The following is a 16,717-nucleotide window of genomic DNA, read 5'->3' on the forward strand; positions in this document are numbered from 1 at the left end:
GTTTTATAATAAATGCATCATTTTCTCCGCTTCATCCCAGTTCACACTAAAACCTGCTCCTTTAGCACAAAATACCGAGGATGACGTATATTCTGGATCGGCACCTTTATCATAAGCTATTCGCTTGATAATTTCTTCCTCATTATGACATTGGTCATACCCGGAAAAAGTTAGTGTCATACTCCCCCTCCCCTTTGTAAAAGAAGCAAGTTTCATCGGATAGTCCATAAACGTAGCTACTGGTACCTGACCAATGATAACAGCTTTCTCTCCCTCAGTCACCGGTGCTTCAAAACGACCATGTGCGGCCTGGACATCTGATAAAACCCTTCCCATTTGGTCTATATCCACCTTGATTTTAAAGTGATAATACGGTTCTAATAATACATTCTCCGCCTTCTCTAACCCTTGTCTAATTGCTCTAAAGGTTGCTTCTCGAAAATCTCCTCCATGAGTATGTTTCGGATGAGATTTACCAGTTAACAGCGTAATCTTTACATCTGTTAATGCCGATCCAGTTAACAATCCATGATGTTCACTCTCAAACACATGTTGTTTAACTAAGTTCTGTAATCCAACCGATAAGTGATCGGTGTGACATTTACTATCATACAGGATACCACTATTCCGTTCTCCAGGCTCTAACTTCAAGTGCACCTCAGCATAATGGCGCAGCGGTTCAAAGTGACCATAACCAATAACCTCAGATTTTATGGTTTCTTTATATATGATTTCTGGTTTTTCAAATAGAACCTTTAAACCAAAACGTTCCATAACAACTTGTTCCAATACTTCAAGCTGAATAGTACCCATTACATGGATATGAATTTGTTGAAGTCGCTCTTCCCAAGTTACTTTTAGGGAAGGATCTTCGGCATCTAACATATTAAAATACGCTAAGGCTTCTTTCACATTGACATGTGGTTCAAATACAACGTTGGAACGAAGAGTAGGTACTAATTCATACGTGTTTCTATCCGTTATTGCCCCAATGCCGTCCCCTATATTCGCCCTAGTTAGACCAGTTACCGCAAATAGCTCTCCTGCTTTAACTTCAGGAACAATTTCAAAATTACTTCCATTTAACTTTCGTATTTGGGTTATTTTCTCCGAAATGATTTGCTCTTGAATTTTATAGGTCGCTTCATCGCGCACCTTCAGTCTTCCACTTAACGCTTTGATAAATGTTACCCTTGTACCTGAATTATCATAGCGTATTTTATAGGCTCTTCCTGAAAACTCACCTTCACTTTTATATGCTGTCGATGTCAATAAGTGAAACGCATCTAAAAATTCCTTCATACCAATATCTTGTAAAGCAGAGCCAGAAAATACAGGGAAAATCGTACCATCAATTATCATTTGTTGTATCTTTTCAAGCCATTTTTCTGCGTGATAGCCATTCTCCAGATAATACTCTAATAACGATTCATCACGTTCTGCTATAAACTCGATAACTTCCTCATCTAATACCATTCCTTCTGCAAGTGAAGGTAATTCGATTATATCTTCTGAAAAATATAGCTTCATATCTGCTATTACCCGATTAACATCTGCCCCAGTTCTGTCTAGTTTATTAATAAAGAAAAAGACGGGAACTTGATGTTTTTGTAAAAGCTTCCAAATCGTCTCTGTATGTCCTTCTATCCCCTCAACTGCACTAATTATGATGATGGCATAATCCATCACTTGTACAGCCCGCTCCATTTCTGGAGAAAAATCAACGTGTCCAGGTGTATCAATAAGGTAATAGCTAGAACCCATATAAGAGAAATAGCCTTGACCAGCAAAAACTGTAATTCCCCGTAGTTTCTCTATCTCATGACTATCCAGAAAAGAACTTTGATGATCCACTCTTCCCCTATTCTTGATCGCCTTCGTATGGTATAGTATTTGTTCTGAAAAGGTGGTCTTACCAGCATCAACATGAGCAAGGATCCCAATCGTTTTATTCATTTGAATACTCCTTTTAAGCTACTCGCAGCATATTATACCAACCTACCTAGAAGTAACCAGCTCTTCTATTTCAAAGAAAAAACATTGGGCCTTGGCTTCCAAGTTCTGTTAAAATCCATATTCCGCTTCTTTTTCTTCACGAATCGTATGGAAAGCTTCCGCTAATACAACGATATCTTCTACTAATCGATCAATTCGTAGTAATACATCGTCATTTGTAATTTTCTTTTGATAGAAATCCTGTTCTTCTATAAATACATAGGTCTGAACAATATGAGCTTTCATATAGGACAAGATAGGTTTTATTTGTTGCTCAGCCACTAAGAAATGCTTCGCTGAACCAGCAGTGACAATCAGCCCGACAATTTTATTTAGAAAAGCGTTTTCAGGTAGTAAATCAAAGATATTCTTTAAAGGGGCTGGAATGGAAGCTTGGAAAATGGGAGTTCCTATGATCACTATATCCGCAGCCATAATTGTTTCGACAACATACCCGGTATCCCCATCATACTCTAAATAATTCCGACCATCACTGAATTGAATATCATAATCTTTTAAATCTAATAATGTAACCTCTGCATTAGGATTGTTATCTATCATTCTTTTTATCGTACAATCCATAGCAGTTCGTGTTTTCGAACCAGTGATAGAACCGGATAACCCGACAATTTTCAAACTAGCTTCCTCCTTATTCCGGTACAACTATATAATCGTTTTATTGTAACGTTACTTTGTTATGGTTCATTTATCACAAGTGAGATTATTTCTCACTTACTATAGTCATAGTACACCAAACCAGAAAATGATAGCTAATAAACTGCTTAAAATCCATCTTAATAACAAAGAAAGGCAAAACATAGCTATAAAACTACTTTATTCTACAAATTCAAAAAGAGCCTGGGACAAAACTAAAACAAAGGTATTAAAACGAACCATCACCACATTAGGCCCGGAAATATACGGAGACTCCTGTGGGAGGAAAGGCATCGGTGAGACCCCAGGGGAGCGTTAGCTCTTAGGAGGCTCACCAGCCGCCCGACGGTAAAGAAGACACTGCGAGGTCTTTTCGAGCAGATGTCGCACTTATACTGTGATAAAGTATAAAGAAGACACTGCGAGGTTCTCTCGAGCAGATGTCGCACTTATGCTGTGATAAAGTATAAAGAAGACACTGCGAGGTTCTCTCGAGCAGATGTCGCACTTATGCTGTGATAAAGTATAAAGAAGACACTGCGAGGTTCTCTCGAGCAGATGTCGCCCCTGTACTGGAAGCAACCGCAAGTATATTTCCGGGGCGGGTTTGATGCGCTAACTTTCATGTTCGGTTTATCCTATGTTAGAAATAGTTTTGTTCCAGCCTCTTTTTCCCATTTAATATAACCCAAACCAATATCCAATTGCTGCACCGATATAATTACCAATAACATATCCCAATGTACCAATAATTAATATTGGAGCAACAAGCTTCGTCCACCCTTTAGAAATAGCCATTGCAGCTGCAGTTGTCGGGCCACCGATATTAGCATTGCTTGCTAGGACAATTTCCTCGAGATTAAATTTAAATAGTTTACCAAATATAAAGGAGATTATCATATTTAGCGCAACCATAATGAATACTAATACAAATAATAAAGGCGCATTTTGTAAAATAACTGGAAGTGACGCTGGTACCCCAATAACAACAAAGAATATATAAATTAAATACGTACCTATCTCTTGGGCACCTTTAATATTTTCAAAGAAACGTGAGAATAGCGTTACTGTAATTAACGTTACCGTTGTTAACATTAAATATTTATCACCTAAAAATCCGTTTAAGGCATGATAAGCAAGGTTTGCATTCTCTCCAGAAGGAATAAGGGAATCAAATAACTCAGCTAGTTTAAATGATACAGCAACTAATGTAAACGCAGAACCTACCGCAAGACCGATATCCTTTAATGAAATCTCTTTTCTTTTCCAATAAGAAGCTGCTAAATTTTTCTCATCTTTATCTGCTGACTTTTCTATCATTTCTTGGTATGGAGCATGGTAACGTTTACGAAAGAACGCTAAAGTCGGAATTACCATCAAAATCAAGAAATATAATGCCATCATCAGGTTATCAGCAACAACCGTAGAGGATAATAAATCTCCTGGAGTCTCAAATCGTGCGGAAAGTCCTGCTAAGTTAACACTTCCCCCAATATACGAGCCTGTCATCATCCCTACTACTTTATATAAATCTGGAATGAAGTCTTTTAATAGAAAGAACCCTACTATGGCCCCTATGACTGTTCCTATTGAACTTATAAGAAATATAACTAATAATCTGCCACTTTCATTCCATATTTTTAATATATTTGTTTGGAAAAGTAATAATGGAATAGCTAATGGAACAACATAAGCCCAAACCGTATCATATACCGGTGAATCGGTTGGTATTATGTTTAAATTAGCTAATAACATAGCTCCAACTAATGCGATTATTGCTCCAGATACTTTTGAAGCCCATTCATATTTCTGCTCTAAATAAATACTAATCCCTGCCCAACCTGCTAAAAATGCCCATAATATCCACGAATCATCCGGTTGAATTAATGAATAAATCATGTTAACTACTCCTTTTAGTCCTTATAATATGAATAAATTATACCGTATTCAGAACGAGCTCGCTAACTATGAAACTATTATGATAGTTTCATGTGGAGTAGCAAATAAAAAAGGCTGCCACACTATTTTTCATCATGTGACAACCTCTTCTTTTCTAATTAGTTTTCAATTACTTCTTTACGATTCTTTTTAAATATCTTCGATAATACTTCATAAACAATTGGAACAATGATTAGAGTTAATAGGGTTGAGCTTGCTAAACCACCAATTACTGTAATCGCAAGTCCTTTAGAGATTAATCCTCCACCAGCACTTCCAAATAACATAGGAATCAGTGCTCCAATGGTTGCTATTGCTGTCATTAGAATTGGTCGAAGTCGAGTTGCACCAGCTTCGAGTATTGCATCTCGCATTCCCATTCCCTCACGTTCCATATGAATGATACGATCAACCAGTACAATAGCATTTGTTACGACTATACCAATTAACATTAGTAATCCCATCATTACTGTTACAGAGATAGTTTCACCTGCGATTAATAACCCAACAAATGAGCCAATAACTGCAAATGGTAATGAGAATAGGATTGCGAATGGTGCAAGTCCTTCACCAAATGTTACCACAAGGATGAAGTATACAATTAATATCGCTGCAAGCATTGCAAAGCCTAACTGTGTAAAGGTCTCTTCCATATCCGCTGTAACACCAGCAACACCAGTTGTAACACCTTTAGGCAGCTCTAATTCACTTATCTTTTCATCCACCTCAGAAGAAACCTTCGATATATCATCATAAATAATGGTACCATCAACGGTTGCATAATATTGACCTTCACTACGTGCAAGCGTATTTAATGTTGTACCTTCCTCAACGGTTACTAACTCAGATAGAGGCATCGTAGTACCAAGAGCCGTTTCAATTTCGATATTTAACATTTCGTCAATTGATTCTGGCTGTTGAATTTCTTCATCATGTTTCACGATAACATTAAGGTTAGTACCGTCTTTTTCAATAGTTGTTAAAATATTGTCTGTTCGGTTAGGGTTTAACGCCATAAAGATTTGACCCGTTGTTAAACCATATTGGAGAAGCTCCTCCTGATCTACTTTAAACGTGTACTCTACATAGGATTCTTCTTTACTTGAGCTTACGTCTTTTAATCCATCATTTTCTAGCATTACCTCTTCTACCATAGATACAGCTTCATTTAGATTATTTAAATCTTCGCTATATAAGGTGTAGCTAATTTCATTGGAAGAAAAAGCCATAGCAGAGAAGTTCTGGCTCTTCCATTCCCCTGACTGATCAATATTAAAGACATATTCTTCTATTTCTTCGCGTACTTCAGGGAAGTTCTTCATATCTTCATCAAAGATGAGGTACATTAATGCACCTCCGCCCCCCGTCAGCATAGCAGATTCCGAGCCGCTGTCGTCAATTGATAATTGAACAATTTCGATATCATCACGGTCAAGCATTGCTTCTTCAACTGCCGTTACATTCGCGACTGTTTCATCCTTTAGTTCCCCAGTAGCAGGAGTGTAGGTTAGGTACATGACCTTTTCCTCTTCACTTCCTAAGAAGCTAAAGCCAATTAGTGGTGTTAATGCTAAACTACCAACTAACATAATTACAGCTACTGCTGATGTAATAAACTTATGATTTAATGTCCAACGCAGGATACCTTTATACCAGTTTCCTAACTTACCAACTTCTTTATGTTTAATTTCTGTTTTCTCACCATATAGTTTTTTCTTAAATAAGAAATGAGATAGTGCTGGTACAATAGTTACCGCAACAAGTAGCGAACCACCTAGAGCAAATGTCATGGTTAGTGCAAACGGCATGAATAACTCACCAACCATACCGCCTACAAAGATAAGTGGCGCAAATACCGCTACTGTAACTAATGTCGAGGACGCGATTGGTTTGAACATCTCAAGTGTTGCTTCACGAACCAGTGCACGACCATTCAGTTTCTCCTCTTTTAAATGTAATCGCCTGAATATATTCTCTACAACTACGATAGAGTCATCTATAACACGTCCAATGGCAACCGTAATCGCCCCAAGTGTCATTATATTAAGCGTAATATTCATCCAATTTAATAGCATTAATGCAATAAAGATAGATACCGGAATAGAAATAATCGAAATAATGGTTGATTTGAAATCACGTAAAAACAGTAGAATGATTAGAATCGCAATTAATCCACCAAATACTGCTTTTTCTACCATTGTAGCGACAGAATCCTCAATCGGTTTACCTTGATCCAAGGAAACATCAACCAATAGCCCTGAAATATTAGACTCTTCTTCTTCCATTAAATCCTTTACACTATTTACAACATCAACTGTATTAGCATTTTGCCCTTTTACTACCTGTATGGCAATTGCGTTTTCACCGTTTGTACGGGAAATAGATTGAACTTTACCTACTACTTCAACTGATGCAATATCACTTAATTTCACAAAAGGAAGTGGTTGTGTTTCAGAAGGTGTTACCGGAATTAACATGTCCTTTAATTCATCCTCAGACATGAACTTTCCATCAAGGGCTACAGCTTGCTCCCCTTCTTCGAATTCATAGAGTCCTAGTGATATAGCCATATCACTTGCTTGAATCATTTGCTCAACATCATCTTCTGTAATGCCAAGACTAGCCATTTTTTCGTCATCATATCGTAATTCAATTTCTTCAATATGTTGACCAGTGATGGTAGCAGAAGCGACACCATCTAACTTTTCAAGCTTTGGTAGAATAATATCTTCTACTGTAGAAGTTAACTCCACAATATCTTCCGTATCACTACTAATACTTAATGCAACTACAGGCATCATATCCATACTAATAGCTGTAACAGTTGGTTCTTGAGCATCATCTGGCAATGTTACATTATCTAGTGCAGAATCTAATGCCCGTTTTGCCTCATTCATATCTATCCCATAATCATATTCGATTTGAATACTAGCCATATTGGCATAGGAATTAGAATAAACCGCCTTTACGTCTTCTAAATTCTCAACTGTTTTTTCAATTGGAATCGAGACTTCTTCCATTACCTGTTCAGGTGTTGCACCAGGATATACTCCTGACACCATTAAGTAAGGAATAGAGATATCTGGAATCATTTCTGTCTTCATACGAGAACCAGAATATATTCCTGATACAATAATAATAATTGTCAAAAGCCAAACTGCTAGCTTATTTTTTATTACAAAGTTGACAAAATTCTTCACGCTTACACCTACCCTAAATTGACTTTATAAACTCACTCCCCTATACTAATGACTGTTCAGTCAGTTTGTCAACCATATGCTATGTAATTTAGGAGAGTTTTTACAAATGAATAAAAAACAATTAATTATGGAGAAATCAATAGAGCTTTTTGCAAATCAAGGAATCAAAAAAACTTCCGTACAACAAATAACCGAATACTGTGGTATATCGAAAGGTGCCTTCTACTTATCATTTAAGTCGAAAGACGAACTTATTCTAGCGATTATCGACCATTTCATGCAACAAATCACTGCCGACATTGACCACGTGGTCAGAACTAATCATACTAAGGATATTCTATATCAAATTTTCCATAAGATCTTTAAAGCATTTTTACAGCATCGAGACTTGGCGAAGTTTCTCATGATAGAACAGAATCACTCCCTTAATAAAGAATTGCTAACTAGAATGCAGTATTATCATAAAATAGCTGATAAGACTTTTCTAGAAATGCTAGAAAGGATATATGGCGAGAGCATAAACGAAATCAAATATGATTTAATCTATGCAATAAAGGGACTAATTAACGGCTATGCCGATATTGTCATATTTAATAATGGTAAGCTTGACCTTGATTTAATTGCAACATCACTAGTTGAAAAAGTAGATATCCTCGCTAAAAATATAACCACGCCTTTTATTACGTTAGAAACGGGAGAAATGTTTCAAGATTTTTTAATAGAAGAAATATCAAAAGAAAAACTCATCTCTATGATAGACACATCCCTTAAGGAAATAGAAGAATCTATTGAAAAAGAATCCTTAGTGACATTAAAACAACACCTTATAGAACCAAGCTATAATCGAGCGATTATTAATGGATTAATTGAAAACATTCGTAACCACCCAGATTGTAAATGGCTATCCTATTTATTAAGGCGATATATCCGTTAAATATTTAAAAGTACTGTTCCATTACAGTGCTTTTTCCTTTGCCTCCGTCTTAAGTCTGAGTGAAAAACCGACTCTAGATATATGTATTAATAGTTAATTTATTGTAAAATAAATTCTGACAAGTGAAAATATATTAAGGGGGAGGATTATATGTTAAACAAGGCGCTTATTGAAGACGTACTTACAGCCGCACTAAGTACAGGTGGCGATTTTTCAGAAATATTCATAGAAGATCGTTTTACTAGTAGAATGAAATTACAAAGTAGTAGACTTGAAGACAGTCTATCTGGTCGTGACTTCGGGGTTGGAATCCGGGTATTAAATGGATTAAAGAGTGCTTATGCGATAACCAATGATTTTTCAAGAGAAGGATTAATGAAAGCTGCGAATGAAGCTGCACAAGCTATACAAAGTACTCGTGGGCAAAATTCTATCATACTACCACAATTCAAACAAATTGTTGAATCCATTCACCCGATAGAATTAATGCCAAACAGTGTAGATAAATCCCGCAAACTAGCCATTTTACGGAACGCAGATCAAATTGTTCGAAATTATCATTCTTCCATTTCACAGGCAACCATTGGTCTAGTTGAAGAAGAGCAGAATGTTCTAATTGCCAATTCAGAGGGCACCTATGTGGAGGATAGACGAGTAAGAAGTAGGCTCGTCATAAATGCAATTGCATCAAATGAGCACGATATGCAAACAGGTTTTTATGGTCCTGGTAGATTTCAAGGATTTGAATACATAGAGGGACTAGATTTAGACCATTATGCTAAGGAAGCAGCACGAATTGCAGTAACGATGCTTCATGCAGATCCAGCTCCAAGTGGAAAATTCCCGGTCATCATTGATAATGAATTTGGTGGTGTAATATTCCACGAAGCATGTGGACACGGACTAGAGGCTTATTCAGTTGCCAAGAATAACTCCGTTTTTGCTAATAAAATCGGGGAAAAAGTTGCTTCAGAACTCGTAACCTATATTGATGACGGTACTCTAACCAATGAATGGGGATCAATTAATATTGACGATGAAGGCGAAAAAACTCGTAAAAACATATTGATCGAAAATGGAATTTTAAAAGGGTATATGATTGATAAATTCAATGCTCGCAGAATGAATGCAAAATCAACTGGATCTGGTAGACGGGAATCCTATAAATTTGCACCTACTTCAAGAATGACCAACACCTATATAGCACCTGGAAAATCAAGTCCAGAAGAAATTATCGCCAACACGGAATATGGCATTTACGCTAAATATATGGGTGGCGGACAAGTCAACCCTGCAACAGGCGATTACAACTTTGCTATAAATGAAGCGTATCTAGTAAAAAATGGTAAAATCGACAAGCCATTACGCGGGGCAACCTTAATAGGAAATGGAGCAAAAACCATTCAGAAAGTTGACATGGTTGGTAATAATCTTGGTCATGGTGCCGGCATGTGCGGTGCTTCCAGTGGTAGTGTACCAGTCAATGTTGGCCAACCAACATTACGGGTAAGTGAAATAACAGTTGGCGGAAAGGAGACAATTTAAATGAATGTAATCGAATTTCGTGACCAATTATTCGTTGAGGGAAAAAAGTTAGGTTTCACCGACTTGGAGCTTTATTATGAGAAACATTCTAGCTTTGGTTGCTCCATATTTAAAGGAGAAATTGATGACTACGATTCATCCAACACGTTTGGATTAGCTGTACGTGGTCTATTCAATGGTAAAATGGGCTATGCCTATACTGAAAAGATAGATAAAGAATCCGTCTCCTTTTTATTAGAACATATGAAAGAAAATGCAATCTTGCTAGAGGATGATCCAGAAGAATTGTTTTCAGGAGATGCCCCTTATGAAGAAAAAGACTTTTATTCTCCTTCACTATCTGGAATATCTACTAAGGAAAAAATCTCCTTTTTAAAAGCAGTAGAGAAAGAAATCTATGAATTTGATCCGAGAGTTGTTCAAACTAATTATGCTATGATACAGGATCAACTAATGGAAAAGGCTTTGTATAACAATAAAGGGCTTGCCTTAGAAAATCGTAATAACTTTTTCTATGTCGCTTTCTCTGTCGTCGTTAAAGAAAATGATGAAGTTAAAACAGGTATGCACTTCAAGCTAACTAAAGACTTTTATTCACTAGATCCAGCTAAAGTTGCAAAAGCAGCGGTAGAAAAGAGCTTGAGATATTTAAACGGAAAATCTTATCCAAATAAGACATATCCAGTGATTCTACAAGGCGATGCCGCAGCTCCATTATTTGCAACCTTTTCTCCGTCATTTTCAGCAAAATCAGTACAGGATAACCAATCTCGCTTAAAAGGAAAACTAGATTCCTTAATTGCATCAGAAGTTCTAACACTAATTGATAACCCATTCTTAGAAGATGGTACACGTAGTGGCACGTTTGATTCTGAAGGGGTCCCTACTAGAGAATTAACCCTTGTTCAAAACGGTATATTAAGAAATTATTTTCATAATTTAAAAACAGCGAAAAAAGACGGAGTAGCATCTACTGGCCATGGTTATAAATCCTCCTATAAAGATTCAATTGGGGTTAGTCCATCGAATTTTTATGTCGTTCCAGGGGAAGAATCATTTGATGAGCTAATGAGTACTATGAAGGAAGGTATCATCATTACAAGCCTTTCCGGTCTACATTCCGGCGCGAATCAAATTTCAGGTGACTTTTCGCTTGCAGCAAATGGACTATATGTGAAAGATGGTAAAATCGTAGGGCCGACTAATCAAATGACGATTGCCGGTAATTTCTTTGAGCTATTAATGGATATTGAAAAAGTGGGTAATGACTTAGAATTCTCTCCAATGGATTATTATGGCTATATTGGATCTCCGTCATTAAAAATAAAAGGGTTAGCAGTTACCGTAGATTAAAATAAAGTAAAGAGAAAGTATAAAAGAAGCTCCGGAAATATTTGACGGGCCACTTCAAGAATAAACCTCTCGAAAAGACCCACTTCCCCAAGAATACCTAACGGGAAAAAAACTATCGGTGTAACAGAACCATTATGGTTTAATCCCTAGTGTCACTCTTATTTCCGGAGCTATTAACCAAAATACATTGTTGAGCTCTGATTATCTTTTGAAATTCATACACGCAAGTTAAACCTAAACTATTCCCAACCTAGTTCCATCTCTTCTAGGAACTCATACATACTATTTTCATCAAGAATCCGATAGGACTGATAATCCGCTAAATAAAATGCTATACATTTATCATAAACCGTGATATCGAAATTGCTCTTCCCTTTTATGCTTAACCGATAGTAATTATCCCGATTTTCATGATGAATTGGTCGCTCCCGATATTTTAGTTCATGTAACTCATGGAATATTTCACGAATCAACTTAGGATCATCTATCATTACTTCTCTTTTCACCGTTGTTTTATTCCATAACTCCTTTTCTTCCTCGTTCCAAGCTACATTTTGAACTTCTATCTGTTCAACGGAATCAATGTCGATATAACCATATTCTTTTAACGCCTCTTCAAACGTTAATGTTTGCAAGGAGATAATTAGAATACCAATAAACATTACAGCAAATGCACTTGATTCTATAATAGAAATGATATATTGCTTTTCTTCTGGCTCATATATCCATTCCATACAGGCTTCGAAAATAGATAAAGCGAACAATGATCCTATAATGATATAGATAAATCCATAACCAATTTCAAATATAAATGCAAAGATTGAGAGAACAAAAAGCAGAGAAAAAATACGCCTCCCCCATTTATGCGTATTATTAATTGGTTGATATCCCCCCCAATCAGATGGTATTGCAAATAGTTTACGGATGATAAATTTAACAACATTTAAAATTACACTTACTATAATTACAAATATAATAATATCTCTTATCATTCTTCCCTTCTTTCATATACAGAATATTAACAATAATATATCATATTAACCTTTATTTGTTAAATTTTCTAAAGTAATGATAGTATAAAATAATAAGCATAGAAAAAGGAGATAATGTTGATGCCAATTAATGAGGGATATATAGAAGTATCTGGTGGGAAAGTTTGGTATCAAATCCATGACCAGCAAACGGATAATGCCCCTGTTCTTATCTTACATGGTGGACCTGGTTCTTCTCATTGGTCCTTACAAGGGTTAAAAGAACTAGCAAGTGTACGACCTGTAATACTATATGATCAGTTAGGTTGTGGGAAGTCAGACCGACCAGAAGATGATTCATTATGGAATATTGATAGATTTGTCCATGAAGTGAAACAGTTAAAAGATGGTCTGGGCTTGAAAACATTACATATTCTTGGACACTCTTGGGGAACAACTTTGGCTGCTGCATATTATTTATCTTATCCTGAGGATGTCGCAAGTATTATCTTTTCCAGTCCATGCTTAAGTGCTCCGATATGGGCTAAAGATCAACAGCGAAATCTTCAAAAGCTACCATTAGAAATACAGACCACTATAAAAGAATGTGAAGAAAATGGGATGATTGACTCAGAAGAATATAAAAAGGCAACTAAAGTATTTAATGATTATTTTGTATGTAGGTTACCGGAATCAGAACGACCTGAATTTCTTAAAGAAGGAGCTAAATATAGAAACTCCAAAATTTACAATATCATGTGGGGTGCATCTGAATTTCATGTTGCTGGTAATCTAAAGACCTATGACTGTACAAAGGAATTACATAAAATAGCCGTCCCAACCTTATTTACATGTGGTCGGTTCGATGAAGCAACTCCTGAGTCAACGGAGTATTTTAGTAGTCTAACACCGAACAGCAAGTTTCATGTCTTTGAAAATAGTGCTCACATGCCTTATATCGAAGAACCTGATGAATTTTTTCGCGTAACAAAAGCATTCTTAACTTAAAATTATATAAGAGATTGGACTAGTCCAGTCTCTTATATTGATGAATTAAAACTGAAAAGATAGTCTCTACGATTCCCTCTCCTCTTATCACTGCTTTCCTCAGCTAGTTTCATATACATTCATCGTATACATATCGCCATCTGAGAGTAAGAAACATTCAGACATTTTTTAAATTAATAGAGGCTGGGTAAAAACAATTTATCTTAAAGGAAAAACCGAATGATGAACAATGACCACGCTCCGGAAATATACTTGCGGTTGCTTCCGGTACAGGGGCGACATCTGCTCGAAAAGACCATCGCAGTGTCTACCATGCCGCCGGGCGGCTGCCTTAGCCTCCTCGTGCTACTTCTTTAGGGGTCTCACCTAAGCCTATCCTCCCGCAGGAGTCTACGTATATTTCCGGATCTAGTACCGTGTATCATTCGGTTTTACATTTAGCTTTTAGTTATGTCCCAGCCTCAAACAATTTAAGGTTATTTCGATAATTCCCTAATTAAAGCTGGTAACCAATCATTTAGGTTTGTAAAGTTATAACCAAGCGCTTTTGCTTTTTCATTGCTTAATGTCCATGTTTCTTGAATAGCATAAGGAGATTCCAACTCCTTGTTGGTAGTAATGATTACTTCTTTTCCAGTCTTTTCAGAAATAAGTTGCATTAGATTCTCCATGGTAATAAAGCCATTGGCACTAACATTAATTGGTCCAGTAAAGTTTGTTTCAGCAATCCAAGCTAAAAATTCCCCAGCTTCTTTTTGATGAACAAAGCACATTTCTGCTTTAGGATTTGGGAAATAGACTTCCCTTCCCTCTTTTGCACTTTCCACATAATGTACTAATCGTTTTGTATAATCCTGTTCACCCAGTACAATTGGGATTCGCATTGCTACAACTGGAAAGGAGACTTTTTGAAATAAATAAGCTTCTGCCTGACGTTTTCCTTCTTGATACGTCACTTCTTGCCTATCTACCATTTTCAACTCGTAAGTATATGGATCATAGACTTTTTCATCCATGTTCATCCCATAATCGTAAACAGACAATGTGGATGTAAATACATAACGCTTTATTTTCCCCTCCATGGCATTGGCAATAATTTCTGCATCATTGGAAGAAAAACAAAGCTGATCGAACACAACGTCCCATTTTTTCCCTTGTACGGCTTCCCGAACAGATGCTTCGTCAAAGCGATCTACCTTCAACCGTTCTACCTTATCCCCAAACGAATCTTCGCTCGATTGTCTAGTAGCCACTGTAACCTTCACACCATTATCTAATAATTTTTCTATTAAATTCACACCAAAGAATCTAGTTCCCCCAAATACTAAAGCAGATTTCATCTAGCCATCCCCTTTCTCAATCTCGTGAGTCCATTATGGGATAGGAATAGAAAAATAACAAGAAAGATACATTCACATTAGTTAAAAATTCATAAAATTAGTGGCAGTTACAATTAATTTGAACACTTATAAGACATACATCGAACTGTCTATATCGGTTACTTTCAGTACAAGAGCTAGAACTGCTCAAAAAAGCTATGTACTCCTTTCCCGGAAGTTTACACTTCCGGGGCTCCCCTATATCTATCTAACTATCGGAGTTGTGCTTCTACACTACTTCTTTATTAATGGGTTTTACTTTTTGTGAATTTAGTTGCTTTACTTTTTTAAGACTTACAACTAAATTATTTTGATAAGCGTAATCCCTCATTTCTTTTATTCTTCCTTCTGCTATAAGTCTATTTATATCATAATTCATTTGAATTCCTCCTTAGTTTTCATACTTCTATCATACACACTCTGACGTTTTTTAAACTCGGAACAGCGACCGATTTATAACCACAAAAAATCCCTACTTTATCAGTAGGGATTTTCGGTCTAAAGGCTGAAACCAAGCTATTGTAGATTTTGAGTAGCGGCAGATTGTTCTACTTTAATACGTCTCCCATGTTGGGTTTGCTGAATCATAAATAAAGCTAGAACTACTATAAGTAATACAGCACAAGTTATATACATTACGTGAAAATTATATCTCGCTACAATCATTCCAAGTACATAAGAACCTGTTGCGATTCCTATATCCCAGAAAATATAAAATGTAGCCGTAGCATGTCCACTTCTCCCTGGACTACCTGCTTGAATGCACATCGTTTGAAAGCTCGGTAGCAAAGACCCACTTCCAAGGCCAATAATCCCCGCTGTTATTAGAAACATCCAAGCTGATTCCACATAACTTAACATGACTAATCCAACACTGAATATGACTAAGGATGGAATAATTACATATTTTGGTCCTTTTACATCAAATAATTGTCCAAATGACGGCCGAGCTATGATCATAACAGCAGCAAAGACGACAAAGAAATAATTTGCTACATGAGATAATCCATTCGCATCAGCAAAGACACTGACATAGGAAAGAATACTAGAGTATGCTAATCCAACTAGCAAACTAATAGCCGCAATCGAAAGCGCTTTGACCTCAATTAGGGCATCTAAAGTTAATTTCTTATCTTTCTGATCTCTGCTTTTATATATTTCCTGTGGAATGTTTACTTGCATGGCACAAATAACACCTACCACAGCAATAATACTGATCAAGACAAATAGCACCTTATACGATATAAACTGGATAAGCGTTAATCCAATAAAAGGCCCAACAACCATTGCAATATTAGTAGCCATTGCAAAATACCCTAAACCCGCACCCTTTCTTTCATTTGGCACGATGTCTGCCGCAATTGCACTAGCAGCAGTTGTCACAACCCCAAAAGAAAGACCATGAATAAATCTTAAAAACATTAATCCTACGAAACTATCTATAAAAAAATAAAAAAACATGGTACCTGTAAACAAGCCCGTGCTCCATAATAACGTCTTTTTCTTACCAAATTTATCTAAAAGATTACCTGATATAGGTCTCATGGCAATAGCTGCAATTAACATAATCGTTACAACAAGTCCACCTTCCGCTTCCGAACCACCTAAATCATTCAACACATACAAAGGAAGCGTAGTAAGCAACGTGTAAAAACCTATAAATACGATAAATTGTGTCAATGAAATGTTTATAAAATCTTTTGTCCAAATCTTAGCCTTATGATTATACATGCTGTAATA

Annotated in this window: 12 protein-coding genes; 4 read left to right on the forward strand and 8 right to left on the reverse strand. The window is 36.4% G+C overall.

Annotation, left to right across the window (positions count from 1 at the left end):
• Positions 1–3: 3 nt before the first annotated feature.
• The 4 genes from KGF86_RS08875 to KGF86_RS08890 all read right to left on the reverse strand — a co-directional run bounded on the left by KGF86_RS08875 (position 4) and on the right by KGF86_RS08890 (position 7,787).
• Positions 4–1,956: a GTP-binding protein gene (locus KGF86_RS08875; RefSeq protein WP_211741618.1), complete on the reverse strand. Its 1,953-nt coding sequence runs from the start codon at positions 1,954–1,956 to the stop codon at positions 4–6.
• A 108-nt stretch (positions 1,957–2,064) separates the two neighbouring features.
• A complete protein-coding gene (locus tag KGF86_RS08880) occupies positions 2,065–2,631 on the reverse strand; it encodes an NADPH-dependent FMN reductase (protein ID WP_186870078.1) in 567 nt (188 codons plus the stop codon).
• Positions 2,632–3,327: 696 nt separating this feature from the next.
• Positions 3,328–4,548: a DUF819 family protein gene (locus tag KGF86_RS08885; protein ID WP_211741619.1), complete on the reverse strand. Its 1,221-nt coding sequence runs from the start codon at positions 4,546–4,548 to the stop codon at positions 3,328–3,330.
• 158 nt (positions 4,549–4,706) lie between these two features.
• Positions 4,707–7,787, reverse strand: coding sequence for an efflux RND transporter permease subunit (locus KGF86_RS08890; protein WP_186870076.1), 3,081 nt, complete (start codon positions 7,785–7,787; stop codon positions 4,707–4,709).
• Positions 7,788–7,893: 106 nt separating this feature from the next.
• On the opposite strand from KGF86_RS08890, the gene KGF86_RS08895 reads away from it, so the two are divergent.
• The 3 genes from KGF86_RS08895 (at position 7,894) to KGF86_RS08905 (ending at position 11,619) form a co-directional block, all read left to right on the forward strand.
• Positions 7,894–8,721 (forward strand): TetR/AcrR family transcriptional regulator, encoded by an 828-nt coding sequence (locus KGF86_RS08895; protein WP_211741620.1) that lies wholly within the window; start codon positions 7,894–7,896, stop codon positions 8,719–8,721.
• A gap of 150 nt (positions 8,722–8,871) precedes the next feature.
• Complete coding sequence (locus KGF86_RS08900) at positions 8,872–10,266, forward strand: TldD/PmbA family protein (RefSeq protein ID WP_211741621.1); 1,395 nt, start codon at positions 8,872–8,874, stop codon at positions 10,264–10,266.
• Entirely contained in the window at positions 10,267–11,619 is a 1,353-nt protein-coding gene (locus tag KGF86_RS08905; RefSeq protein WP_211741622.1) for a TldD/PmbA family protein, read from the forward strand.
• Between the two features lie 239 nt (positions 11,620–11,858).
• On the opposite strand, the gene KGF86_RS08910 is transcribed toward KGF86_RS08905, so the two are convergent.
• A complete protein-coding gene (locus KGF86_RS08910) occupies positions 11,859–12,611 on the reverse strand; it encodes a DUF4181 domain-containing protein (protein WP_211741623.1) in 753 nt (250 codons plus the stop codon).
• Between the two features lie 120 nt (positions 12,612–12,731).
• Between KGF86_RS08910 and KGF86_RS08915 the strand changes: the two genes are divergently transcribed.
• Complete coding sequence (locus tag KGF86_RS08915; RefSeq protein ID WP_186870071.1) at positions 12,732–13,598, forward strand: proline iminopeptidase-family hydrolase; 867 nt, start codon at positions 12,732–12,734, stop codon at positions 13,596–13,598.
• Between the two features lie 476 nt (positions 13,599–14,074).
• Here KGF86_RS08915 and KGF86_RS08920 read toward each other — a convergent pair whose 3' ends face one another.
• From KGF86_RS08920 to KGF86_RS08930, 3 genes are all read right to left on the reverse strand, one after another.
• Entirely contained in the window at positions 14,075–14,938 is an 864-nt protein-coding gene (locus KGF86_RS08920) for an NAD-dependent epimerase/dehydratase family protein (protein WP_211741624.1), read from the reverse strand.
• A 268-nt stretch (positions 14,939–15,206) separates the two neighbouring features.
• Positions 15,207–15,356, reverse strand: a complete 150-nt coding sequence (locus KGF86_RS08925; RefSeq protein ID WP_186870069.1) for a hypothetical protein — start codon at positions 15,354–15,356, stop codon at positions 15,207–15,209.
• A 137-nt stretch (positions 15,357–15,493) separates the two neighbouring features.
• On the reverse strand, positions 15,494–16,708 hold the full coding sequence (locus KGF86_RS08930; RefSeq protein WP_211741625.1) for an MFS transporter: 1,215 nt from the start codon (positions 16,706–16,708) through the stop codon (positions 15,494–15,496).
• Positions 16,709–16,717 lie beyond the last annotated feature (9 nt).

This window comes from Ornithinibacillus massiliensis, from assembly GCF_018310345.1.
Lineage (GTDB): Bacteria > Bacillota > Bacilli > Bacillales > Amphibacillaceae > Ornithinibacillus > Ornithinibacillus massiliensis.